Annotated in this window: 16 protein-coding genes; 12 read left to right on the top strand and 4 right to left on the bottom strand. The window is 55.5% G+C overall.

The window, feature by feature from the left end:
• The first annotated feature begins 416 nt into the window (after window positions 1-416).
• The 3 genes from Poly41_RS17330 to Poly41_RS17340 are packed head-to-tail and all read left to right on the top strand — an operon-like array spanning window position 417 to window position 5,965.
• Entirely contained in the window at window positions 417-2,867 is a 2,451-nt protein-coding gene (locus Poly41_RS17330) for a DNA gyrase/topoisomerase IV subunit A (RefSeq protein ID WP_146527990.1), read from the top strand.
• 17 nt (window positions 2,868-2,884) lie between these two features.
• Complete coding sequence (locus Poly41_RS17335; protein WP_146527991.1) at window positions 2,885-4,798, top strand: DNA gyrase/topoisomerase IV subunit B; 1,914 nt, start codon at window positions 2,885-2,887, stop codon at window positions 4,796-4,798.
• 45 nt (window positions 4,799-4,843) lie between these two features.
• Window positions 4,844-5,965: a mandelate racemase/muconate lactonizing enzyme family protein gene (locus Poly41_RS17340; RefSeq protein WP_146527992.1), complete on the top strand. Its 1,122-nt coding sequence runs from the start codon at window positions 4,844-4,846 to the stop codon at window positions 5,963-5,965.
• A gap of 24 nt (window positions 5,966-5,989) precedes the next feature.
• Here the strand turns inward: Poly41_RS17340 and Poly41_RS17345 are convergent, their stop codons facing one another.
• Window positions 5,990-7,339, bottom strand: a complete 1,350-nt coding sequence (locus Poly41_RS17345; RefSeq protein WP_146527993.1) for a Gfo/Idh/MocA family protein — start codon at window positions 7,337-7,339, stop codon at window positions 5,990-5,992.
• Window positions 7,340-7,600: 261 nt separating this feature from the next.
• On the opposite strand from Poly41_RS17345, the gene Poly41_RS17350 reads away from it, so the two are divergent.
• The 4 genes from Poly41_RS17350 to Poly41_RS17365 all read left to right on the top strand — a co-directional run bounded on the left by Poly41_RS17350 (window position 7,601) and on the right by Poly41_RS17365 (window position 16,068).
• The gene (locus Poly41_RS17350; RefSeq protein WP_231615732.1) at window positions 7,601-9,280 is read left to right on the top strand and encodes a 4Fe-4S dicluster domain-containing protein; all 1,680 of its coding nucleotides are present in this window, start codon (window positions 7,601-7,603) and stop codon (window positions 9,278-9,280) included.
• Window positions 9,281-9,388: 108 nt separating this feature from the next.
• The gene (locus tag Poly41_RS17355; RefSeq protein WP_146527995.1) at window positions 9,389-12,838 is read left to right on the top strand and encodes a DUF7932 domain-containing protein; all 3,450 of its coding nucleotides are present in this window, start codon (window positions 9,389-9,391) and stop codon (window positions 12,836-12,838) included.
• Between the two features lie 9 nt (window positions 12,839-12,847).
• A complete protein-coding gene (locus Poly41_RS17360; RefSeq protein WP_146527996.1) occupies window positions 12,848-14,962 on the top strand; it encodes a hypothetical protein in 2,115 nt (704 codons plus the stop codon).
• 38 nt (window positions 14,963-15,000) lie between these two features.
• The gene (locus Poly41_RS17365) at window positions 15,001-16,068 is read left to right on the top strand and encodes a nucleoside hydrolase (protein WP_146528247.1); all 1,068 of its coding nucleotides are present in this window, start codon (window positions 15,001-15,003) and stop codon (window positions 16,066-16,068) included.
• 26 nt (window positions 16,069-16,094) lie between these two features.
• Here the strand turns inward: Poly41_RS17365 and Poly41_RS17370 are convergent, their stop codons facing one another.
• Genes Poly41_RS17370 through Poly41_RS17380 form a run of 3 tightly spaced genes read right to left on the bottom strand, consistent with a single transcriptional unit; the run spans window position 16,095 to window position 19,867 of the window.
• Window positions 16,095-17,666: a protein kinase domain-containing protein gene (locus Poly41_RS17370; RefSeq protein WP_231615733.1), complete on the bottom strand. Its 1,572-nt coding sequence runs from the start codon at window positions 17,664-17,666 to the stop codon at window positions 16,095-16,097.
• 37 nt (window positions 17,667-17,703) lie between these two features.
• Entirely contained in the window at window positions 17,704-18,558 is an 855-nt protein-coding gene (gene larE / locus Poly41_RS17375; protein ID WP_231615734.1) for an ATP-dependent sacrificial sulfur transferase LarE, read from the bottom strand.
• A gap of 4 nt (window positions 18,559-18,562) precedes the next feature.
• The gene (locus tag Poly41_RS17380) at window positions 18,563-19,867 is read right to left on the bottom strand and encodes an outer membrane protein assembly factor BamB family protein (RefSeq protein ID WP_231615735.1); all 1,305 of its coding nucleotides are present in this window, start codon (window positions 19,865-19,867) and stop codon (window positions 18,563-18,565) included.
• 271 nt (window positions 19,868-20,138) lie between these two features.
• On the opposite strand from Poly41_RS17380, the gene Poly41_RS17385 reads away from it, so the two are divergent.
• From Poly41_RS17385 to thrS, 5 genes are all read left to right on the top strand, one after another.
• A complete protein-coding gene (locus Poly41_RS17385; RefSeq protein ID WP_146527998.1) occupies window positions 20,139-21,278 on the top strand; it encodes a GNAT family N-acetyltransferase in 1,140 nt (379 codons plus the stop codon).
• A gap of 115 nt (window positions 21,279-21,393) precedes the next feature.
• On the top strand, window positions 21,394-22,026 hold the full coding sequence (hisH, locus tag Poly41_RS17390; protein ID WP_146527999.1) for an imidazole glycerol phosphate synthase subunit HisH: 633 nt from the start codon (window positions 21,394-21,396) through the stop codon (window positions 22,024-22,026).
• Window positions 22,023-22,577 (top strand): hypothetical protein, encoded by a 555-nt coding sequence (locus Poly41_RS17395; protein ID WP_146528000.1) that lies wholly within the window; start codon window positions 22,023-22,025, stop codon window positions 22,575-22,577. Before hisH ends, Poly41_RS17395 begins: the two co-directional genes overlap by 4 nt.
• Window positions 22,578-22,650: 73 nt before the next feature.
• Complete coding sequence (locus tag Poly41_RS17400) at window positions 22,651-23,619, top strand: DNA-methyltransferase (protein ID WP_231615736.1); 969 nt, start codon at window positions 22,651-22,653, stop codon at window positions 23,617-23,619.
• A gap of 180 nt (window positions 23,620-23,799) precedes the next feature.
• Entirely contained in the window at window positions 23,800-26,010 is a 2,211-nt protein-coding gene (gene thrS / locus Poly41_RS17405) for a threonine--tRNA ligase (protein WP_146528251.1), read from the top strand.
• Window positions 26,011-26,023: the final 13 nt, after the last annotated feature.

Consider the following 26,023-nt stretch of genomic DNA (forward strand, 5'->3'; position numbering starts at 1 on the left):
TCCTCCTGAACCAGATTCAATCGAATCGGAAATGATTCCGATAACCCTTCTGTCGTTGTGGCATTTTGACCGATGGTTTCCTTCCGTGGACACGACCAGCCTTACCGCCATGTTTCGGATCCATAGCACGATTTGCATGACCTTTGTAATCGGCCTCGTCCCGCTTCCCCTGATCAGCGGTTTCGCTACGACGGGTCCGATCGCTATAACCCCACCCTGAGACCAAAATCTCTCCTCTTCACCCATCGAGCTAAGTCGCTCTAAAGCGTACAAATTACGCAGAGCGGTAAAGACCCACTGCCGCCAATGCTCGCTTGGTGGTGATTCAGCGGGCGAGAACAAGCATTCGCCCCTATGACTGAGCAGCAGCGGCGCGGCCGCTGACCGAAAGACAGACCAGAAAAGGACTTGCAAGCGTGGCAAAACGCTCTAAACGCACTTCGAAATCGACGTCCAAGCGGAAATCCAAAGCCGATTCGAATGGATCGCTGTTTGACGCCGTGGACGATCATCTCTTGACAGCAATTCCTCTTCGCCAAGCTGCCCAAGTCCGCTATTTGAACTATTCGCTCTCGGTGATCACCAGCCGAGCACTTCCGGATGTCCGCGACGGGCTAAAGCCGGTTCAAAGGCGAATTTTGTACACCATGAGTCAGCAGGGGCTTACGGCGACCGCCAAGCACCGCAAGTGCGCCAAAGTCGTTGGCGATGTGATGGGCAATTACCATCCGCACGGGGATAGCTCGATTTACGAAGCGCTGGTCCGAATGGCTCAGCCGTTTTCACTCCGAATGCCGCTGATTGACGGTAGCGGGAATTTTGGCAGTGTCGACGGAGACAACGCCGCAGCGATGCGGTACACCGAGTGTCGGATGACTCCAATTGCCAGCGAGGTTCTGGCTGACTTGGCGACGCGCACGGTCGCCTTCAAGCCGAACTACGACGGTAGCCGCGAAGAGCCGGTGGTGCTGCCCAGCCGCGTACCAAATCTGCTTGTCAACGGAGCAACGGGGATCGCCGTCGGCATGGCGACCAATATTCCCCCGCACAATTTGAAGGAGGTTTGCCAGGCGTTGCTGAAACTGCTTCGGGATCCGGAGATCAAGGACTATCAACTTGTCGCCAACGATGCGGTCCAAGGGCCCGACTTTCCGACGGGTGGCCAGATCATCAACACCAAAGAAGAGCTGCGAGAGATTTACAGCATCGGCCAAGGGACGATCAAGCTGCGCGGGACCGTCAAGCTGAACGCGAAATCACGCAGTGGCAAAGTGCTGCAAGTCGATTCGATTCCGTTCGGTGTCAACAAATCGGCGCTGGTGGAACGAATTAACGAATTGGTGTATTCGGGCAAGCTTCCGTTGGTCGTGGAAGCTCGCGATTTGTCGACAGACGAAATTCGTATCGATCTGCTACTCAAGAAAGACGCCGATGAGAACAAGGTGTTGGCCTATCTTTACAAACACACCGATTTTCAAAAGAACTTCAATGTCAACCTGACCTGCTTGGTGCCAACGGAAAACCCCGAGGTTGGGGCACCAAATCGTTTGGGTTTGAAAGAGATTTTGTGGCACTTCTTGCACTTCCGCTTGAGTGTGCTGACCAAGCGGCTCGAGAACGAACTCGCGAGCCTCGAACGTCGGATTCATATTCTCGAAGGATTCGCGCTGATCTTCGATGCGCTCGATGAGATCATTCGGATCATTCGGAAATCGGAAGGCAAAGCGGATGCGGCGGAAAAAATCATGCAGCGGTTCCCGGCTGCCAAAGGTGGCTTGGACGCCGAACAAACGGATGCCATCCTTGAATTGAAACTGTATCGGCTCGCCCGCTTAGAAATCAACATGATCCTGGACGAGCTGAAGGAAAAACGCAAGCGAGCTGGGGAGATCAAGAAATTGCTTGCCGACGACACCAAAGACTACGGTGCGTCGGGACGCTGGAAGATCATCCGGACGGAAATTGAATCGCTGATCAGCGACTACAGCAAGGACTTGCGAGCGAAACGACAGTCGATCATCGACACCGTGGCCGAAGAGCCAGAATACACCGCCGAGGATTTCATCGTAGCGGAAGACTGCCACATCATGGTCACCAAGGATGGATGGGTCAAACGCCAAAAGCAGATTGCCGACCCTGGTAAGAGCCGGCTCCGGCAAGGCGATGAAGTCTTGGCATGTGTAGCGGGCAGCACGCGGGAATCGATTGGGCTTTTTTCCTCGTTAGGCGTTTGCTACACCGCTCGGATGATCGACATTCCTGCGTCCACCGGATTTGGCGAGCCCATCCAAAAGCTCTTCAAACTCAAGGATGGCGAGCGGATTGTTGCAGCCTTGTCGTTCGACCCGCGGATTATTAGCGACATCAAGGAAGATCCCAAGAAACCCAATCTGTGTCCCGAAACACACGCCTTAGCCGTCACATCGAATGGGTTTGCGTTGAGGTTTGGTCTGGAAGGTTTCAGCGAACCCTCGACACGAGCCGGACGACGATTCGCTCGGGTGAAACCCGGTGCATCGGTGATCGACGTCGCCGCCGTTCATGGCACCGAAGTGATTTTGGCGGTTACAGAAAATTGTCGCGCCATGATCTGCTCGGCCGAGGACGTGAACTATTTGTCAGGTCCTGGAAAAGGTGTCACGCTGATTCGAATCACCGCCGATGACCGAGTGCTTGGTTTCAAACCCTCCTCGGGCGATCGAGACTTGATGACCGTTCAAACCAACCGTGGTGCCAAGAAAACGATTTCGACCGCCAAGTACCGCATCACGTCTCGGGGCGGCCGAGGCAACGAAATTCAGAAGAACGGCAAGATCGCCGAGATCATCGTACCACCGATCGCTGCACCTGAAACCTTTGAAGATTAGTCGGACAAAAGAAACGCATGAGCACGGTTACGAAAAGTTATAGCGCAAAAGACATCACCGCTCTGGAAGGTCTTGATCCGGTCCGCAAACGGCCAGGGATGTACATCGGTGGTGTGGGCATGTCAGGCTTGCACCATCTGATTTGGGAAATCGTCGACAACTCGGTCGACGAAGCCATGAATGGCCACGCCAGTGAAATCACGGTGACGCTGCACAAAGATGGATCGAGCATCACGGTCAGCGACAACGGTCGTGGCATCCCCATCGACAAGCATCCCAAAACAAAAAAACCGGCACTTGAGATGGTGCTCACCGTGCTGCACGCAGGCGGGAAATTTGACGGTGGCAACTACAAAACCGCAGGCGGTCTTCACGGCGTCGGAGCCTCCGTGGTCAACGCGCTGTCGAAGGAATTGACCGCCGTAGTTCGCCGCGACGGTGCCCAGTATCGAATGATGTTTGAGCGGGGACGACCCAAGTCGGGGTTGCAAAAATTGAAGGGGGCCGTGCGCGGCACCGGAACAACGATCAGTTTCACTCCCGATCCCACCATTTTTCCAAAAATTGATTTCGAGAGTGCCACGATTCGCGCTCGATTGGAAACGGTCAGTTTCCTACACCGCGGCGTCAAGGTCACTTACGTTGACGAAGTGAACAAGACCAAAGAGACGTTCCTGCACGAGCAAGGGATTGTCGACTATTTGGCAAAAGTTCTGAAAGATCGCGGCGCGCGACCGATCCACGAAGCACCGTTTGTGTTGCGTAAAGACGACGACATTCGCATGGAGCTGACCCTGCAATGGACCGAATCCACCGACGAGCACGTTCGCAGTTATGTCAATGGCATTCCCACAGGCAGCGGCGGAACGCATGAAAACGGACTTCGCAGCGGACTCAACAAAGCGGTTCGCAACTACATCGACACCCATAGCTTGACGCCCCGCGGAGTGAAAATCACGCACGAAGACATTCGCGAGGGCTTGGTCGCGATCCTTTCGCTGTTCATCGCCGATCCACAATTCCAAGGCCAAACCAAAGACCGATTGAATAACCCCGAAATGCAGGCCGTGGTGGAAACGTCAACGCGACCGGCCATGGAACAGTGGATGAACAACAATCGTTCAATCGCCGATTCCGTGATTGCTCGTATCATTGCAGCGGCGCGAGCTCGTGCGGCGTCACGGGCCGCATCGGATGCGGTGTCACGAAAAGGAGGGGCAAAGCGAACGATGTTGCCCGGCAAACTCAGCGACTGCTTGGCAAGCGGAAAGGCGGAATCGGAACTGTTCATCGTCGAAGGCGATTCGGCCGGCGGCAGTGCAAAACAGGGACGCAATCGCAACTACCAAGCTATCTTGCCGCTACGGGGAAAGGTACTCAACACCGAATGCGCGACACTCAAGAAGATCATGGAGAATAAAGAAATCCAAGACATGATCTCGTCCCTCGGTTGCGGGATCGGCCCCAATTTAAACTTGGCTGGCTTGCGTTACAAGAAAATCATCTTGCTCGCCGATGCGGACTCCGATGGCCATCACATCACGACACTACTGCTCACCTTCTTCTATCGCCATATGCCTGCACTGATTGCCGAGGGGAACCTGTTTATTGCGGTCCCTCCGTTGTATCGCATTGACATCGGCAAGGAAACGCATTGGGCGAACGACGAAGAACATCGCGAGCAGATTTTGGCAGATCATGGCGGCCGAGCAAAACCCGAGATCACACGCTTCAAAGGGCTCGGCGAAATGATGCCCAAGGTGCTTTGGGAAACGACACTCAATCCGCAAACACGACGATTGCTAAGGGTGGAAGTCGATGATCACCTCGAAACCGACCGAGTGATCAGCGACTTGATGGGCCGTGATGCGTCAGCGAGGTTTCGATTCATCATGGAACGTGCCGAAGACGCCGAAGAGATCGACGTGTAGAGCAACGCGTGGCATTTGGGATCCGGATAAGGGAGGGATGTTGGCGTGAAGATCGATGCTGTGGAAGTCTTTCCGATGTGTTATCCGACGAAGGGCTACTTCAAGTTCTTCAAAGGAGCATTCGGGCAAATGGGGCGAGCCGCCGTGACGGTGAAGGTCACCGCCGACGACGGGACCGTCGGATGGGGACAAAGCGTTCCCATCGTGACCTGGAGCTACGAAACACTCGAAACCGCAACCATCGTGCTTCGAGACTATTTTGGCCCCTCCCTGATCGGTATCGATCCACTCGACCGCGATGCGATGGAACGAACCCTCAATGGAGTGCTAGCCAACGGTTTCTCGACGGGCATGCCAATCTCTCGGTCAGGACTCGACATCGCAACACATGACTTGGCCGGTAAGTTGCAAGGAAAGTCATTGGCCGAACTTTGGGGGCGACCCGTGGGTGATGCCATCACACTGAGCTGGACGCTCAATCCGAAGAGCCTCGACGAGACCGAACGGCTGATCGACGAGGGGCGACAACAAGGCTACCGACATTTCAATATCAAGGTCGGGCCAGATCCCGATTTTGATGTGCTCTTGGCTCGGCAAGTTCGGCAAAACGCACCCGACGCATTTCTGTGGGCGGACGCAAACGGCGGTTATGAACTCGACGACGCGCTGCGGGCCGCGCCGTTGTTAGCGGATGTCGGCGTCGACGTGCTCGAAGCCCCACTTCGTCCCAATCGGTTTCGCGGTTACCAAGCACTCAAGCAACAAGGTGCGCTCCCGATCTTGATGGACGAAGGAGTCGTTTCGGTTGTCGAGCTCGAGGAATTCATCCGTTTGGGAATGATCGACGGAGTCGCGATGAAGCCATCAAGGTGTGGAGGCCTTCATTCGGCGCGGCGACAGATTGAACTGCTCGAGCAGGAAGGGTTGATGTGGCTGGGTAGCGGATTGGCGGATCCCGATATCTCGCTTGCAGCCACGCTCGGACTGTACGCCGCGTATGGTCTTACAAGGCCCGCCGCACTCAACGGCCCTCAATTCCTGGCTGCCGACGTGCTCGCAAGCCCCATCGTCACCAAGAACGGAACGCTGGAGGTCCCAAACGGCCCCGGACTTGGTATCGAGGTCGACGAGTCCAAGCTGATCGACTTGATGCAACCCCCAAAGTAACGAAAGGTGCATGGGTAACCGGCTCTAGCTGATTTGAGGTCGATGTTGGATCGGTTTGTCAAGATATTGATTCGCGCCGTCGTCATCGACGAACACTTCCTTGACGGGATCCCACTGTAATTTTCGTCCGGTGTGGATCGCGATGTGTCCAAGGTGTCCAAGTGTGGTGACGCGGTGCCCCACTTCGGCCGGTTCAAGGGTCTCTTGACGACTGCGAACGCTGGCCAGGAAATTTTCTTTCTCGCCCTGCAGCGGAAAGGTTTGATCAACCTGGGTCAAATCGATATTCAACAGCGACTTGGGCTCCGCATCAAATTGAGTGAAGTCGGCGCGAACCCAACCTTCATCGCCTTCAATCAAGAAATAGGGTTTCTCCGTTCGATAAATCCATTCTAAACCGTCCGCGAATTTGTATTGAATGTTGAACTTCAAGAGCACATTCCAGAAGCTCTCGGGATCTGGGTAGGTGCCCGTCGCTTCAATTTCGACCGGACCGGTTCGCTCGGTATCGGTCGCCCACATGGCGCCATTATTGAGGTGTGTCCCCCAATTGGTGATCATGCCATCACAATAGTAGAGATGTCGCATCCATCCCGGCCGCTCATACGACTCAGGAGTATGGACGCGTTTGAGCGTGTAAGGAGCTCGCGGCGCGGGACCTTGCCATCGCTCGTAGTCCAATCCGATTGGGATCGGCATCTCGGGTTGCTGTGGACAAGGAATGTCGGATTCGGGAACACAGGTGGTCACACGACGAACCCTGCCGATGTGTCCGTTGCGGACCAAGGTGGTCGCTCGGTGGGCCGATTCGCCGCTGCGAAACTCGCTATCAACTCGAAAAATTCTTTTCTGTTCGGCCGCAGCTTTGATTAGTCGCTGACCTTCCGCAATCGTTCGCGTGATGGGCTTCTCGAGTGCAACATCTTTACCCGCTTTCATTGCGTCCAGCGCCATCTGACAATGCCAATGATCAGGCGTCGAAATCATCACAGCATCAATGTCGTCGCGTGAAAGCAGGTCTTGATAATCCAAATGCTGGTCGACATGGCTGAGCGTGCCTTTTGCCTTTCCCGACGTGTATTGGGTTTTGATTTGATTCACCGCGTTGTTGCGCCGCCAATCGTCAACATCGCAAACGGCCATGGCTTGGACTTCGCCGGTCCGCATAAAAAGCGGGATATTTTTGTAGTAGCATTGACGTCCACAGCCGATAAACCCCATTCGGATGCGTTCGCTGGCAGCCGTGGCTCCATCGCGTCCAAGCGCCGTCGCGGGGACAAAGGACGCGCCGAAGGCTGCGGCAAATGTCGCACCGACTACCGTGGAAGTGTTCGCCAGGAACTCTCGGCGAGTGGGAACGGATTTGCGAATCATGGCGGGACTCCTGAGGAAAATAGGCAGCGGAGAAAGCAGCGCCGAGTTTACCGCGATCAACACACCCAAACTAGTCTTGACCGCTAAACCGTGCCGTGAAACAGCGTTTCACGGCTGATTTGTCGGCAACCGGGGCGGATTGACACAGCCCTCTCTTGACGGTGGAGGCTTCGCCTTAGTAGTCAATCGTTTATGAGTGTAGCCGACACGATTGCTCCTCCAGGGCCCGTTCTACCGAGGCCTCGGCGCTGGGAAAAACCGATGGACGCGTTGATGAACGATGCGGATGTGCGTTGGTTGCGCTCGCGTGAACCCTTCGCTGCGATGAACGCCAAGGCGTTTCCACGTAACGTTCCCCTGGAAGGGATCTTGCGATTCGACTGCAAACTCCGCCGCTCAGAACCGGGCGAAATCATTTATCGACAAGGTGACTACGGCGGCAGCGCATTTTTGGTCTTGGCCGGCAGCGTCCGTGTCGTGATGGATCCATTGCCCGACCAACAACTTGGGCGACAGGTACCTGAGGGGCAGCATCGATGGTTCCAACGAATTTATCGGCGACTGTTTCGACCAGCGATTGAGGAATACCGCCCACCCAGTCAGATCTCGCTGTTGGATACTCCTGGTGGCAATCCGATTCGCAGAGTCGATGGTCGGACCGCGATCTTCTTGCAGGACTTCGACGCGATCTTGCGCGACAAACGAACCGTTTCGCTTGGGCCGTCGGAGTTGTTTGGCGAAATCTCGGCAATGTGTCGTTTGCCAAGGACGGCCAACGTCATCGCTGAAAACGAAGCGACGCTCATCGAGATACGATGGCAAGGCTTGCAAATGCTGCGTTGCGATCAACGATTTGCAGCCGACTTGGACCTGCACTACCGAACCACTTGGTTGCCGTTGCATTTGAAATCGATCTCACCGTTTCGCAACCTGCCCGACGACAACCTGACACGGCTCGCCGACGCTTCGGTGCTGAGGTCGTTCGGACACCATCCGTGGGACGATGACTTGAAACGAACGCGGCGGTTGCCGGTCGCGGAACCAATCAACTCGGAACCAATCAACTCGGAACCGATTATCGCCGAAGCAGGCCGTACGCCGACCGAGTTGATCTTCATTCGAAACGGTTTCGCAAGAGTCACGCGACAAGCTGATCCTGGGCATCGTGATTCGTCGATGCTCACCACGTCGTATCTTGGCAAAGGTGATGGATTTGGTCTCGAAGAGGTAATCGGCAACGCGACGCGGCAGCATGGATCCGCCCCGATCCCGTTGCAACACTCGTTGCGGGCTGTCGGCATCACCGACACGATCGGGATCCCCGCGGAAGTGTTTGCGGCAGAAGTGCTACCCTGGCTACCGCCGCAAGACGCTTCGCAGCGCGATCACGCCACGTCCGTCTCTAGCGAGCGACTTGATTTCATCATCGCGAATCGCTTGAACAATGGGACCGATGCGATGGTGATCGACTTGGACCGGTGCACCCAGTGCAACGATTGCTTGAAGGCCTGTGCCGAGGCCCATGACGGCAACGCTCGATTCGAAATCATCGGACCGGTGCACGCAAACCATCAATTTGTACAAGCGTGCATGCACTGTGCCGACCCCGTTTGCATGATGGGGTGTCCGACCGGGGCGATCGCTCGCGATCCAGCAACCGGATCCATTCGAATTCATGAACCGATCTGCGTCGGTTGTGGCGTTTGTGCGGAGGGCTGCCCGTACGACAGCATCCGGATGGTGACACCACGCGATCGGAACGGCCACGTCTACCAGGACGCAGAGACGGCGAAACCTGTGCAGAAGGCGACCAAGTGTGATCGCTGCCACTCGCGGCCCAGCGGCCCAGCGTGCGTTTCGGCGTGCGGGCAAGACGCGTTGGTTCGGATCGATTTGACCGATCCTTCACCACTCGATTCGCTAGGGTTGCTGTCACGATAACCTTGTGGTGGCAACCGCAAACGCCTAGCGGCTTTTCCTACGCTCATCGCGTATACTGCGAAACCAGCCATTCGCAATTTGACGCATTCACCGAGCCACCCGATCGCAATGAATTCTGACCGACGCAACGAGCTGAGGGACTTGCTTCCGTCCACCGACGATGTTGATCCAGGGGCGTTCGCGTCGGACGCCGAATTAGAGTGTTTGTTGCACCTTGATTTGGCCGGGGAAGACGGCCACGACGGGGTGGAGGGTGAAAGCTACTTTGACCCCGTTCGCCGACCCGGAGCCAACGGCCGTCGGGGTGGAGACGCGACACCGGCCGGTCGTGGTGAGGATGCGGCGTCCGCAACCCTTGAGCTCGGATACGCCACGGAAGCACGCGATTCGGGATGGATCGACATCAACGGTACCTCGGTCGCCTCCGATCAATCGCGACATCCCCTGCGCGCTCAGCATCCGATTGGCAACGACGGATACGTTTTCATTGATGCAACCGGTGGGCGCGGAGGAAACGGAGGAAAGGCGGGCAATGGACAGCCCGGGGCTCGAGGATACAAAGGCCGTGATGCGACGCGTTACTCGAGTGGTGGTAACGGAGGCCCGGGCGGAAATGGGGGCGATGCAGGCGAGCCCAGCGACGGTGAACTCGGCGGCAGCGGGGGCGAGGTCACCTTGGTCGTCGACGCGGACGACCTGGGTCTGCTGATGCTGATCAAGGGCGACCTTGCGGGGGGCGACCTCGGGTTCGCTGGCGAAGGCGGTATCGGGGGGCGCGGTGGCCCCGGTGGGCCTGGCGGAAACAGCTATCACTGGACGGAAACCGCTCACTACACCGATTCACAAGGCAAGCGTCAAACGCGAACGGTTTTCCGGTCCAACCCAGGCGGTTTTGCCGGCCGCGATGGGCATCCCGGAAACGCATCGCGATACCGAGCTCGTGACGGGCAAGCAGGACGTGACGGGCGCCTGAGCATCGTCGTCAAGCATGTTGGCGGGACTCAAAAACAATACGATTCCCCCTATGATTTGCGACTGGTCTCTTTCGATCTTGCGCCGGAATATGGGATTCTGGAACCCGACAGCTTGGCAAGTGTCGATAGTGTGACCGTCTTGAACTGCGGCGGAATGCCGACACCTTCGAATTACACGATTCGTACCTTTTTGCCATCGGATGAGTGGCTGCATTGCGATCAAGTCGACTTGGTCCTTCCTCACTCGCTTGTCCCTGGCGAGTCGTATACGTTTTCCAATCAAAGTCTTCGATTTCGCTTTGCCGATGTCGTGATCGCCGGACCTCGAAAGCGTGGCTTCTCGCTGAATCATTCGATCAGCCCGGTGGCTTATGTTGAAAGTGGCATTCATCGGCCGTTTCGTGATTTTGAAAACCAGGAAGAGGTGCAGGTTCGCTTTCCGATCGAGCTAACCGACGTGATCGCACTCAATAGTCTCGCACCCGGCGAATCGACTCGAGTGCGATGGGGAATCACCAACCTCAGCGAGGAGACCTTTGACGACCAAATGTTTCACCGCAGCGTCCAAACCGGAGTGAGGTTGCTTGGCGGCGACGTCGACTTGGACCAACTTTTGTTCTTTGACGATACCGATGCACCTCGTGATCTTCTCGAACAAGAATACCGCAGTGCGGTCCGCAACCTTGAACCGGGTGAAACACGTTGGATCGAAACACGGATTGGCATTCGCGATCACAGTGATGTGATTGCCTATCAAGCATTTGTGCTCGGCGTGGATCTGCATCAGCAGCGCCCCGGTTCAAGTGATCGGCATGACCAGTATCGTCGCGTCGATTATCGACAGGAAACAATCCGCGTGTCCGAAACCTATCGCCGCGATGAAGGTTCACGCTTCCTGTTGATTGCGAATCAAAAGACCGATGTCGATGACATCCAAAAATGGACTCAGCTTGCCGACTACTTTGGAAGTGGGCTCGATGTTTGGGATGTTGCCTATTACGGATTTCTCGATTTCGTTCGCAAGATCGACCGAGACAAATCGTTGCTGGAGCAGTGGCAGGGGATGACCGTGATCATTCCGAACAACTACTATTTGACGGCTGCGGGAAAGACGGCCGCGTTCAACCAGTTGGCCAAATCGCAGTTTCTACAAGCTGCTGCCGACTTTGATATTTCGTTCTATGTCGTTGGTGATTCTCGTACCGGCGGAGAGGAGTTGCTTGCCAACTCGCTGATTCCCATCAGTGCCGAAAAATCGGCTAGCCAACTGAAAACTGAGCGAGCATTCTTGAAGCGAGTTCGCCGTTGGTCCAAGTACGTCGCGGCAAGCGGTGAAGTGGTCGGCGGTGTCACCAGCGGTGCAAGCGACATCGCCGACGCATCACTTGGTGCGGTTCACGAATTCGAAATCAACAAACGAACCCTTTTGTTTCAACCCAAGCCAAAATGGCTTGAGCAGGAAGCGCGTGACCTGCAACGTAAGCTCAAGAAGGTCGATCCGCTGCATCGTTGGGTCATCGTCCACCGCTACGACACAGGCGATACCGATACGTCGTGGGGATTTTTTCGGAAACGGAAAATCGGCAAATTGGAGGTCCGACGCACGCTTGATTCGAGCAAGGGTTCCGCCGTGTTGTTTGAAGCCGATGCCATCGATGTCGCCGATCAAGATTTCATCAACAGTGAGCAGAACAAACATGGGATCTTCTTAGCACTAAAATTCGAAGACAAAGTGGACCGTTTCATTCGGCTGGTGAGCGAGCGAACCTTTCCCCGCTTCAATGAAAACTATATTGATCGGCCCTTGACGGACGAAGAGATTCACAAAATTGGTCATGAACTGATCGATTCGATCTTGGTCGACATTTACAATGAACAACAGGTCGCTCGGACCAGTCGCACGTGGGCGATCGGCGGCGTCCGCCCGTTGATGCCCAAACTCAACTATCTCGCAGAGCGGTCGCTTAACTACGGAGTCACCTATCGGCAAATGAAAGAAAACGAGGCGACACTCTGCCTGCTTTACGAGCTTTTGGCCAACATTCGCTACATGGCAACGCATTCGAGAACGATTTGGGATTCGGCGATATTCCCAACCGCATTCTTCAAACGAAGTCGGGCGGTTTCCACCTACATGGCGAATCGTGTCGACCGAATCATCGCCAGTATTTTCGGGCCAAAATTGAGTTGGTGGGACAAATGGACGGCTCCCGAGGATTATGACCCCTTCGGTACTGCGAAGAACGCTATTCCGCAGGGGGCGGCTCGTGACTTGGCGGAAAAGGAAATCGCCAAGTGGGAAACCGAGTTGGCAAAACGGAAGACTCCACTCGAGAAATACACTTCCGCCCAAACGCATCCCGGTTTAACGTACGATCCAGAGCTCTTGCCAGAAAACCAACGAGTCCTCTCCGGCAAGGTTTACGACCAATTGGTCAAGAGAGAACAAGACGCCGATATGCAACGAGCGAAACTGGAGTACGCTGTTGCCAAGCAGCGATCCGAGTTGTTGGTCCCGCTCGAAAAAGCAGACCGGACCGCAACGGAAAACGTAACGCCCACCCAAAAACCGACCTCCCTCTGAGTGCCTCTCATGTCCCATCGCCCTACTTTGCGAAACCGCTTCGCCTTGCTCGTCCTCGCAGCATGGGTCGCTTCCCCTTCGCAGGCCGCCGATCCGTTTACGGTAGCGAATCAATACTCAGCACCCGAGATCGATTACGGACTCGAGCGGCTTGAACGATCCTTGAAGAATCGAAAGCTCGAGTTGACGGTAAGTCACGATCGGGCAGCCGATTTAACGTTGACCTGTGAGCAGAATCCTGACCCCGATTGTCATGACGGTTACTCACTCCACCACAGCGATTCCGGCTATGAGATCCGGGCCCAAAACGGGCGTGGAATTCTGTACGGGATCTTGGAGTTCGCAGACCAGTTGGATCACGGCGCCGCGGTGGACGGAATCCAGCCCAAATCGGTGCAGTCACATTTTCCGTTTCGCGCGATCAAGTTCAATCTACCTTGGTACTCGTATCGGTCCGGACAGAACCTTTCGTTGCATCTGGATACCTGCCGCGACTTGGATTTCTGGCGTGCGTTTCTCGACATGATGGTCGAAAATAAGTTCAATACGCTCTCGCTTTGGAACATGCATCCATTCGCATACATGGTCCGATCCCCGTCGTTTCCCGATGCGAGCCCTTTCGATGAAGACGAACTGGCTGAGTGGCAATCGTTTTGGAAATCACTGTTTTCGATGGCTCGGCGTCGCGGGATCAATACCTATGTCGTTAACTGGAATATTTTTGTGTCTGCTGAATTCGCAGAAGCCTACGGTGGCGTCGATCAGGCAGAGAGTTCACAGTTTTTTGGCGACGGTGAAACCTCGGAAGAAATCGAACAGTACACTCGCGAGTTGGTCACGCAAACGATTGACGAGTACGATGACTTGACGGGTCTCGGCTTAACGCTCGGAGAACGCATGGGCGGGATGACTTCTGCGGAACGTCGCGATTGGATTGACCGTACAATCATCGCTGGGCTTAAAGCGGCAAAACGGCCGGCGCGGCTGATCTATCGAGCACCTTTGTCGGCGGACAAACGTTCCGGTGGATCGACCAGCGTCACCACGGAAAAAATCACACGAGACGCGATCGAGACGATGGGCATGGACGACACCGTTTGGATCGAATTTAAATTCAATTGGTCTCACGGCCACTCCTCGCCGCGTCTTTCCATCGTTCATGGCGGAATGTTGACCGACACCTATTGGGACCCGCCGTCCGATCGATTCAAAGCAATTTGGACGATGAGAAACGAGGATTTCTTTGTGCTGCGATGGGCACAACCTGATTTCATCCGCGAGTTCATTCGGCTCAACAGCCAACCCTATGCCGCAGGCTGTTTCGTTGGCAGCGAATGCTACATCCCAGCCAAAGATTACATCACGCAAGACCAACATCGAAATTGGGACTATGCGTTTGAGCGTCAGTGGCTGTTCTATAAGGTTTGGGGCAATCTGCTGTTTGATCCCCAGACACCTGATCGCCTGTTTGCACAAGCACTCGAGGATCGCTTCGCGGGAATTGATGGAACACAGCTTCTTGATGCCTGGAAATTGGCGTCGAGCAGCGCCAATCGCTTGGCCTCGTTTTACCGAGCCACCTGGGATGCGACTCTCTATAGCGAAGGCTTTGCTAAGAACAACGGGAAACTGATCAGCGTGGATGAACTAATCAAGCAACCGGTGTTGGATAGGACCTACATCAGCATTGATGATTTCGTCAACCACGACATCGACGATCCCGACCGTGTGAATCCACTCCAGCTTGCGGATCAGTTGGAAGTGGATTGCCTCGAAGCGTTGCGATTGGTCGCCGTCGCACGTCATCAGTCATCCGATGCCGCCTCAGCAACGCTGTCGATCGAATTGAACGATATCGAAGCGTGGGCGTGGCACGGACGGTATTTTGCTGAAAAGCTTCGTGGTGCCGTTGCGCTCGCTCGGCACCGAAGAACAAAGAATGGATCCGACCAAGAAGCGGCGATCGAACGACTGACTGCTGCAAAGGCATGTTGGGAAAAACTGACCGAGCATGTGGAGAGATACAACCAGCCGGTTATCCCCTATCAATTCGACCCCGAGTACAGTTGGCGAAAACAAATGCCGCTCGTCGAGCGAGACATTGCGATCGCTCACTCGCCCTAACTATTTTCCGTTGTATTTTCCCTTGATCGGTCTTTCCAATGCAACTTTCACGTCGCCAATTCCACCGCGGTTCCGCTGCCGTCGTTGCATCCGCCCTCGCGGGCGAGTATTGCCATGATTATCCAGTCCATGCTGCGGAGTCCACATTGAAGCCATGCCCCACGCACGAGGATACCTTCGGGCGATTGAAGTCTGGCAACAAGATCCCTGTCATCTTTGATACGGATCTCGGTGGCGACATTGATGACACTTGGGCCCTGCTGTATTTACTGAAGTGCCCGGAACTTGACGTTCGCTTGATCGCAACCGACGCGGGTCTTGGCGACTACCGGACGAGCTTGGCAGCAAAATTCTTGACGGAGGTGAGTCGCACCGAGATTCCTCTTGCGATTTCTGTCGGTCCGAAAGGTGGCAGGAGCAACCAACAAGATTGGGTGGGTGACTATCACCATGCAGAGTATGAAGGCATCGTGCATGAGGATGCCGCTGACGCGATCATCCGCACGATTAAAGAATCCTCCGATCCGGTAACGCTGGTTTGCGTCGGAGCGGTGCCAAACATTGCCGAGAGCTTGCGACGCGATCCGTCCATTTGTCAGAATGCTCGTTTCGTGGGGATGCATGGTGCGATTCGTGTCGGCTACGGAGGCCATGCCCCGGTCGTGCCGGAAGCGAATGTGAGGAATGGCATTGAACCACTTCGAGATACGTTTGCCGCTCGCTGGGAATGCTCGGTCACCCCCTTGGACACTTGCGGAATTGTCGATTTGGCGGGCGAGCGGTATGCAAAGGTTTCCCGCAGCGATTCGGTGGGCGTCAAGGAATTGATGGAAAACTATCGCCACTGGTTGAATCGTGTTTCTTGGTTGAAGGTGAAACCCGATCCAAAATCCCGCAGCACCACGTTGTTCGACTTAGTCGCTGTCACGATGGCGTTTTCTGAAGAGTGGATGGAAATGCAAACACTGCCGCTTTCGATTGATGACAAGGGGATCACGGCAATCGACGAGACCAATGGGCAGCCCGTTCGCTGTGCCATGGCATGGAAGGATCTGGATGGCTATAAGGACCACGTTGTTGAGCGATTGATCAGCGGCATGGCGTGAACTGATGTTGGCTTGATCCCGCGATGCTAAGTGTCCCCACGGTCCGCGATGGTCAGCCCGAGTTGTAGCCGCTCTTTTTCAGAGACAACGCGATCAAACACCGCCAGCGCGCTGGGATTGGTGGCATCGAGTTCTCGATAGATCGTTTGCAGTTGGGTTTGACTCTCGGTCAACCGCCGGGTTTCGCCGAGCTGCTCAAGGACGTTACATCGCTGTGCCAACGCAAGCGCTTGGTACAATCGATCGATTCGTGGATTGCGAAGCAGGTCCTCCAGCACGCGGTCCGCTTGCTGCCATTGCAGCTCGGCAGCCATCAAACGCGCCATCTGAAGCAGACTCTTGGCGTGATAGTTGGTGTTCAGTGAATTGTTCTCACTTGCAGGAAAGTAGTCCGACACTGCACGCCAACCTGCTTCATCATTCCGGGTTGCAGCGATCAAGTATTGCTCTTCAACCGTCTTGGCCTGCGGAACTTGATCGGGCCTCAGCACGCGAGTGACACTCTTGGCCGGGTGAGATAAAAAGAACGCTGCCGTCGCGACGATACAACCGAGTGGAATCAGGAAGATGGCGACCCGACGCCAGCCAGGCGAACGCTGGCGAAGTCGAGATTGATCGGCGACTCGTTGTAAGCGAATCGTTGCCGCTGCGGTTCCAATCGTCTCGGCCGCGGAGTAGCCCGCATCAATGGCGCGAGAACGGATCGACGCGAGCAACTCCGAAGGTGATTGGAATCGATCCTCGGGTCGCTTACGAATCAGTTTCGAGACAATCGCAACCAGCCACTCTGGAAGATCCTCCGTTCCACGGGCGCGATCGAGCGGAATGGGCGTTTCATGCAAGTGCATCACAGCCAACGCCAGCGGATCCTCTGCCTCGAAAGGGGGGCGGCCGGCGAGCAAGTGGTACATCGTGATGCCAAGCGAATACAGGTCGCTGCGTGAATCGACCGTGTGACCTTGGATCTGTTCCGGGCTCATGTAGCGAGGTGTCCCAAGGGTCAACCCAGCTTGGGTCAGGTCCGCTCGCGAGGCATCGACATCGGGACCGAGTCGAGCGAGCCCGAAGTCGGCGACTTTGACGATCCCACGAGACGATCGCATGATGTTTTCGGGCTTGATATCACGATGGGTGATGCCAGCTTCGGCAGCCACTTCAAGTGCGGACCCCACAGCGACCAATACCTCGACCGCTTCGTCGGTTGACAACGACCCGCTGCGAGAAAGGATGTGACGCAAGTTGTCGCCATGGATCAATTCTTGGGCGATGTAGTGAAACGAGTCGACGCTTCCCACCTCATAAACTTGGACGATATTGGGATGATTTAGTTTTGCGGCAGCTTTTGCTTCACGGCGAAACCGAGCAACGTAGTCGCCATCGCGAGCATAATCGCTGCGTAGGATCTTCATTGCCACGTCGCGGCCGAGCGTTAGATGCCGGGCCGCGTAAACATCCGCCATCCCGCCACGTCCTAGCTTTCGCAAAATCTGGTAGTCGCCCAACCGACAACCAATCAATTTTGCCGAGGAAACGTCGCCGTCTTCGCGAGATGAGGCCTGGGGAGACAACTCGTTCGGTTCGGAAGATTCGGATGTCAAAACAAATTCCTGAGTTAGGGAATGAAAGTTGGCAGCTTCAAGACAAACGTGTCGGCTCGATCGACACAAGCGAGAGATTCAGGCTACCCGACTGAAGTCCGTGCAGATCCACCGTCACAAAACGAAAACCGAATGAGCGAAACGCCTCGTCCATTTCAGTCGCCAACGAATCTTCAACGAGTCGATGGCGCTCGTCCTTGGGGACTTCGATTCGAGCGAGTTCATCCGCATGCACTCGCACGCGCAGGTCACTGAAGCCGCGCTGTCGCAACCAGCTTTCTGCCTTCTCAATCCGTTCCAGCCGATCCGTAGTGACTTCGACGCCGTAGGCAACGCGGCTGGCCAAGCAGGGAGAAGCGGGCAATTCAGCATTCTCAAGGCCGAACCAGCGAGCAAGCTGACGGACGTCGCTCTTGTCAAACCCCAAATCGGCGAGTGGCGTTTTGACGGAGGCTAATTTCCCCGCTTCGATCCCGGGTCGATAATCACCGAGGTCCTCTGCGTTGGTTCCAGAAATCAACACCGTGTCGCCGCACTGATCGACGAGCTGCGACAGCGTCCGATAGAGCGTCTGTTTGCAATAAAAACATCGCTTTGCGTCGTTGCGAACGTAATCGGCATCACTGCCTTCACTTGTCGACACGACATGATGTTCGATGCCGATCTGGGTCGCAATCCGCTGCGCCCATTCAATCTGCCACTGTGAGACGCTTGCGGAAGATCCCGTGACGGCGACCGCTCGGCTGAGGTCCGCGCGCAGCGCAGCAGCGGCAACCACACTGCTGTCAACGCCACCGGAAAATGCAATGGTCACACGCCCCAGCGGACGCAGCCAATCGATCAGCCGCGTGGCATTGATTTCAACGTCAAGGACATTTTCTATCTTCTGCAAAACCCTAAAACTCCCTTCCGCCAAGACAGCGAATCTCATCTCCGACACGCAACAACAAACGCCCTTGGGCAAACGCAGGCGTCGCCCCAACCGGCCCCCCCAAGTCGACCTCACCGAGTTTCTCAAAACGTTCACTCGCTCGCAACAGCGTGGCCTTACCGTCGAGGCTGATGATCAGCAGCGTGTCTCCAACAATAATGGGGGAAGCACCGAAATTGCCGCCGATCCGCTTGGACCAAATCATTTTGCCCTCTGCGGCGTCTGCACAAGATGCGACCCCTCTATCATCGACGAGGAACAGACGGCCGTCTTTGACCGAGGCAGTCGGAACGTAGGGAGCGCCTCGATCGATTCGATAGACTTGCTCGGGCAATTGATCCGCCGTCGCAGGAATTCGCACCGCCACCAAGTGGTTCCCGCCACCGCCGCTTCCGGCTGAGGCGATTGCGAGATCTCCCACCAAGACCGGAGTGCTGCAGCATCGCATTTCGAACACTGGTAAGCTCCAAATCATTTCGCCCGTCTTGGCATCAAGCCCGAACATGCCGTTGCCGGTATTGGCATCGATCACCTGGGTGGTCCCATCGACATTTTTGTAGATGGCAGGAACGCCATAGCAGGTCCTTGTTGTTTTCAGCGGCGTCTCCCAAAGGGTTTTTCCCGTGGCCCGGTCGACGGCGATCATCCGGCTTCGCCCGGCGGTTTCGCCAGGGTCCAGCTGCTCGCCTTGTTGCGAATTGAGCAATAGCACCATCGAGCCAAACAGTTGCGGCGAGGTGCCGAATCCGTGTTGGCTTTGCCAAGTACCCAAGTCTCGCGACCAAAGCTCGTTGCCGTCGTGATCGAAGCTCTTCAGCATCGTGTGCTTCGGATCACTCCAGGCCACGACCACACCACGGTCGTCCACGGTCGGTGTGCTCGATGCATAGGTATTACGGTTGTGAATCTTAGCGACCGTATGGGGATAGGGTCTGCTGAAAACCACCTTTCCGGTATCCAGATCGATTGCCTCGAGAGCGATCGAGTGGTTCGCAGGGTCCGCCGTCAGATAGAAAACACGGCCTGCAGCGATTGCCATCGATCCGACATCGGTCGAAGGCAGCTTGTGTCGCCAAACGTAGTCTTGGTCGGTCCACGCGGTAGGCAACGTGCCATCCTCAACATATCCATTTGTCTCCATGCCACGAAACCCGGACCAATTTACGGGCGGAGTTTCCCCTGAGGCAATTGGGGCGAGTCCCGCCATGCCGACAAGGCAAACGAGCGTGTTGCGAACAAATCGATGGAGCGGTTTCGAGAGCAAATGCATACGTCATTCAAACCTATACGGCAATTTCACGAGTGTACGATTAATACGATGATGCCGGTCATCGTAGCTGGACGCCGATGCGACGTCTGCATTGTACGCGAAACCACCCATTCGTAACCCGCTGGAGCAAACGCAGGGGCTAGATTTTTGGGAACCCCTTGTGCCACTTCCTCCATTTTGTGCCAGCAAGAGCATTTTCATCTTTAGTGTAGTCCTTTTGGTATCGCACTCCCATTCTGAAAATATTCGAGTCGGTTTTCGAGACAACAGTATGTATCGCATTGAACGGTCTGACAGCTTGGTCGAGCTTTTCGAGAATGGCGACCGCTGGGATGCCCTCGCCGGCGGAATCCCGTTTCGAGAAACCTCCTGGTTGAAGTCCTGGTGGAGCCAGTTTGCCCGCGACCACGAGGCTTATGTGCTGGTCGCTCACGATGCGCGGGGCTGCGTCTGCGGTTTGATGCCTTTTTATCGTAATCCAACCTCTCCCAGCACGCTCTGTTTTCTCGGTGGCAACAACGCCTGTAGCGACTTCACCTCGGTGCTGGCCAAGCCGGATCAGGGCGAGGCCATTGCCGGAGCGATGGCCACCTTTCTGATTGCTGAAGCCAGCAGCAAAGACCACGCTTGGGAAAGAATTGAGATCGACGGAGTGAGCGACGACGACCGGGTCATGAAGCGGTTTGCCGCCTCGCTACAAGATGCCGGAGCAATCGTCCATGCCCAATCTCGAATGCACACATGGCTGTTGGAGTGCAGCGAATCATGGGACGCTTGGCTCGGGACGCAAAGCCGTCGTACTCGACGAAAACACCGTCTGCTTGGATCTCGCGTGGAAACGACCGAGGGGATGCATTTGCAGCGGGCGGATCGTCCAGAGCAACTGCGCCAATGCCTCAATCGCATGATTGATCTGCATCAACGTCGATGGAATGCCGTGGGCAAACCAGGAAGCTATGCGGATCCGAATCAGCGTGAATTCATTCATGCCGCTGCAGCCGACATGCTAGCTCGGGACCGCTTGCATTTGTTGGAAGTGCTACTCGATGGAGAGTGTATTGGTAGCTCGTTGAATTTCGTCGGCGCCAATGACTTTTTGTACGTTTACAGCACCGGCTACGATCCGAAGGCTGCGAAATATGAACCCGGTAAAATCTTGAGTACTGAAACGCTGAAATACGCTCATCAGCATCAGATGAGGGGGGTTGATTTCTTGCGTGGTGACGAGCCCTACAAGAAGCAACTCGGTGCGACACCGACGCGGATGCTTGAATTGCGAATCGTCGCCCCTCGATGGTGGGCCAAGGTCTGCCACAATGCATGGGCCGCTCAATTTGAACTGAAACAATGGGCGCGGCGGCGATCGGGCCGAGATGTGATCGAAGTGGTCGACATGGCGTTGACCTCCTAAGGATCGGCAACGCTGCAACGAACCGCTGGTTGCGAAAATGTGTCTTCGCCGATATGGTCGGATAGCGGTGTCCCGCCGTGTCACTTCCTCTGCTTTTGCGAAGACCGAAACCACCATGATTACCATCGTCGATTACCAAATGGGGAATCTCCGAAGCGTTCAAAAAGGAATCGAACGCGTCGGTGGCTCGGCCCAGATTAGTTCGGATCCCGGTCAGATTGCCGGTGCCGACCAATTGATCTTGCCTGGGGTTGGCGCATTCGGCGACGCGATGGCTGAAATCAATCGACGCGACTTGGCTCAACCGATTCGTGATTTCATCGCGTCGGGACGACCCTTCCTTGGTATCTGCCTTGGGCTACAACTCCTCTTTGAACGTGGCTTTGAACATGGCGAATACGAAGGACTTGGGGTTTTGCAAGGAGACGTCGTTCGCTTCGAATTGCCCTCTGGGATGAAGGTCCCGCACATGGGATGGAATACGGTTTCCCGCTGCAGCGATGCGCCGATTCTCCACGGCGTTACGGCATCAACTCATTTTTACTTCGTTCACTCCTATTATGTGCGGCCAACCGATTCGTCAATCGTGGCCTTGGAATGTGATTACGGGGGCCCCTTTTGTGCCATGGTATGGCGTGACAACTTGTATGCGACTCAATTCCATCCTGAAAAAAGCCAAACCGATGGCCTGAAACTGCTCGAGGCATTCTCGAAGCTGAACGAGCAGACCGCTGAGGTGAACACATGAATCCGGCGCCCTTGTCGATGACCTCTTTCGATGGTCGGTTGTCCGTTGAATTCTCTTGGGATGTCGATCGATTTGCGCACGCATTGGTGGGCTACGATCAGCATGGCACACCCGTCGCTTCCCTTCCCTGTGTCAACGCCAGCGACGACGTTGCCTGGCCTTGTTCGCCACCGATCCAACAACTCTCGCTCGAGAGTCTGCGATCGGGCGACTCCTTGTTGGCAATGGACGCCTTATTAGGGGTGGGAGGAGCCGGCACGAGCCACTGGAGCATCAGTGTCCAGTGGGTGGAATCGGTCGATTGGGCAACGCTCAAATTCGAATTGGCCTGTCGCTGCAGGCAAACCCCAGAATCATTGGGAAGCCAATACCCAGTGGATCCGCGATTCGTCATCCAGCCAGGGAAGGACTCGATCTTGATTCAGGAAAACGATTGGTTGCGGATCCAACCCACCGAAACGAATCAAACCGGCACGATCCGGTGGGAGTACTCGGTAAACCTTGACCCTGCCTCGGTTGCGGATCAGAAGCGTTTTCTTGTTGGGCGTTGAACTCAAAGAGGGAATTGTTAGGATTTCCACCGATCCAGCGCTGGACAACTCAAATCAATCAGAGAAAAGTACCTTGGGCCTCGAACTCAATCAGCTCCATCAAGGCGATTGCCTCGAAAAATTGGCGGCCATGCAGAAGGGCAAGATCGATTTGTGTTTTGCCGACCCACCGTTCAATATTGGATACGATTACGACGTTTACGAGGACAAACGAAACGACCAAGACTACCTGGATTGGTGCAAAACGTGGATCGGTGGAGTCCACCGGGTGCTCAAGCCGAGCGGGACATTCTGGTTGGCCATTGGCGATGAATACGCGGCGGAATTGAAGGTCTGCGCGACTCGCGAGCTGGGCTTTCATTGCCGTAGTTGGGTCATCTGGTACTACACCTTTGGCGTGAATTGCAAGTTTGGGTTTAGCCGCTCGCACACCCATTTGTTTCACTTCGTCAAGGATCCAACACTCTGTACGTTCAACGCCGACGATCCGGCGATACGCGTTCCCTCGGCGCGGCAATTGGTCTACGGCGATAAACGAGCGAATCCGAAAGGCCGCTTGCCGGACAACACCTGGGTTTTGCGGCCGCAGGACTTGCCCGAGGGTTTCCAGCCCAACGGGGACATGTGGTATTTCCCGCGGGTGGCAGGAACTTTCAAAGAACGCGAAGGCTTTCATGGCTGCCAAATGCCCGAGCAATTACTCGGGCGTATTATCCGGGCGAGTTCCAACGAAGGCGACGTCGTCTTCGACCCCTTTAGCGGCAGCGGTACGACCTTGGTCGTGGCCAAAAAGCTAGGCCGCAAGTACATTGGCACGGAGCTTTCCGAAGTTTACGCCGAGAAAATTCGCGAGCGGCTCGATCGAACCCAAGCAGGCGATCCGTTGGTTGGGGCCGAGAACCCGCTGCAGAGTGCCCCCTCAACCAAGCAAGGGAAGCGTTTGGGCAAGAAGCGAACGGCAAAGAAAAGGGCCAAGAAGCGACCGGCCAAGACGAACCCCAACAGCGGGGGGGACAAGCAGGGTTCATTCTTTGACGACTAGATCTGCAGGGTTTCAAACCACTCCATCGCCCGAACCCTCGTTGTTGGCTCGCCCTCTAACAGGGGCAATCACGATTCGGGATTGACGCTTCCCCATGAAAACAATCATTCTTGTCTTACCCGTTCATGCCTCCGTATCGCATGAACACTTCTTTGAACGAAATTTCGAGTGAAATCTGCTATGTCGACCGCATCCGCCGCGATCATCCAAATTCAACTACCCGATGGCACCCTGGCGAAACACCCCGCCCACACCACTTCGATGGACATCGCCAAAGGCATCAGCGAAGGCCTGGCCCGCAGCGTGATGGCGGCCGAAGTCGGCGGCCGGATCGTCGATGCCAACCGACCGCTCGGCGAATTGGCGGAAGAGGACGCGCCTCTTCCGCTGCGGCTGCTAACCAACCGCGACGCGGAATCGCTCGATGTGCTGCGTCACTCAGCGGCCCATGTGATGGCCCGTGCGATCATGCGGCTCTACAAAGGCGTCTCGCTCGCGTTTGGCCCAACCACCTCTGGCGGATTCTACTACGACTTCGATATCCCAGAAAAAATCAGTGAGGATGATTTCCCAAAAATCGAAGCCGAGATTAAGAAAATCATCAAAGACAAAGAACCTTTCGAACGGTTCATTCTCGATCGCGACGAAGCGAGGAAACTATGCGAGGATCTCGATCAAGATTTGAAGGTCGAACACATCGACACGGGACTCGGTGATCAGGCGACTGTCAGTTTCTATCGACAAGGGGAATTCGTCGACCTTTGCCGCGGGCCGCACATTCCGGATGCAGGCAAGATCAAAGCGATCAAGTTGATGAGTATCGCCGGTGCCTATTGGAAAGGTGACGCCTCGGGCCGCCAACTGCAACGTCTGTACGGCACCGCGTTCTTCGACAAGAAAGAACTCGCGAGCTACCTTGAACGACTCGAAGAAGCACGCCGCCGCGACCACCGGGTGCTCGGCAAACAACATGGCCTGTTCGCGATCAATCCCGAGGTGGGTCAAGGGCTCTGTTTGTGGTTGCCCAAGGGCGCCCGCGTGCGAAGTACTCTTGAAGACTTCCTCCGCAAGGAGTTGCTGTCGCGCGGCTATGACCCGGTTTACAGTCCCCACATCGGCCGCGTGGAGCTGTATGAAACCAGCGGGCATTTCCCCTATTATCGCGACAGCCAATTTTCGCCACTGTTTGGTAGTGAAGCAGGTGGAATGATCGACGCATGGAGTCAACGACTCGAAGCTGGGACGCTCGATGCCGACGGCGAAGAGAAATTGATGGAAGCGGCCAAGGTACTCGGCGCGGAAATCCCTGACTACAAACCCTCGGCATCCAACGAGGCAAAACGTGATGCATTGCATCGTTGGCAAAAGGTTCATGAGCGATACCTCGTCAAGCCAATGAATTGTCCGCATCACTGTCACATGTTCAAGGCACAACCACGATCGTACCGGCAATTGCCACTGCGGCTATTCGAATTCGGAACCGTCTATCGTCACGAACAAACCGGTGAACTGAACGGAATGCTTCGCGTTCGAGGATTGACTCAAGACGACGCCCACATCTTTTGCACCGCCGAACAAGTGGAGGCAGAATTCAAGGCAACGATCGACCTCACCAAATTCGTCCTGGAAGCGGTTGGGCTGAAGGATTATCGTGTGCAACTGTCTTTACGTGATCCCAAAAGTGACAAGTATGTTGGCAGTGAAGAGAATTGGGACCATGCCGAAAATGCCCTCCGCGGAGTGATGCAATCGTCGGGGTTGCAATTCAACGAGGAGCAAGGCGAAGCCGCCTTCTATGGACCGAAAGCTGACTTCATGGTCAGCGACTGCATCGGCCGATCCTGGCAACTCGGGACGGTCCAGCTCGACTATAACTTGCCCGAACGTTTCAAACTCGAATACACCGGCAACGACAACTCGACTCATCGGCCGGTGATGATCCATCGCGCTCCTTTTGGTTCGATGGAACGGTTCACCGGAATGTTAATCGAGCATTTCGCAGGGGCGTTCCCGATGTGGTTGTCGCCGGAGCAGATCCGTGTGTTGCCATTGAGCGACAAATCGATCGACTATGCCGTCGCGGTCGCGAAGCAATTCGACGAAGCGGGGTTGAAAGTGACGATCGATAACAACGATGGTAAGGTGCAAGCCAAAATCCGAAATGCCCAATTGGATTTGGTGAACTACATGGCCGTCGTCGGTCCCAAAGAAGCCGAAGCCGGGCATGTCGCACTTCGCGACCGCATCGAGGGTGACCTCGGATCGATGCCGATGGCCGAAGCGATCGCTCGATTGAAAAAAGAGATCGACGAACGGACGGTTCGCCAAGCCGTCGAAAGCAAGGTCAGCGCTGCTGCTGTCGATTCCGGCTCGACCGGCCATGAGTATTAGTGGTTTCGCGGCT

It is taken from the genome of Novipirellula artificiosorum, assembly GCF_007860135.1.
Taxonomy (GTDB): Bacteria; Planctomycetota; Planctomycetia; order Pirellulales; family Pirellulaceae; genus Novipirellula_A; species Novipirellula_A artificiosorum.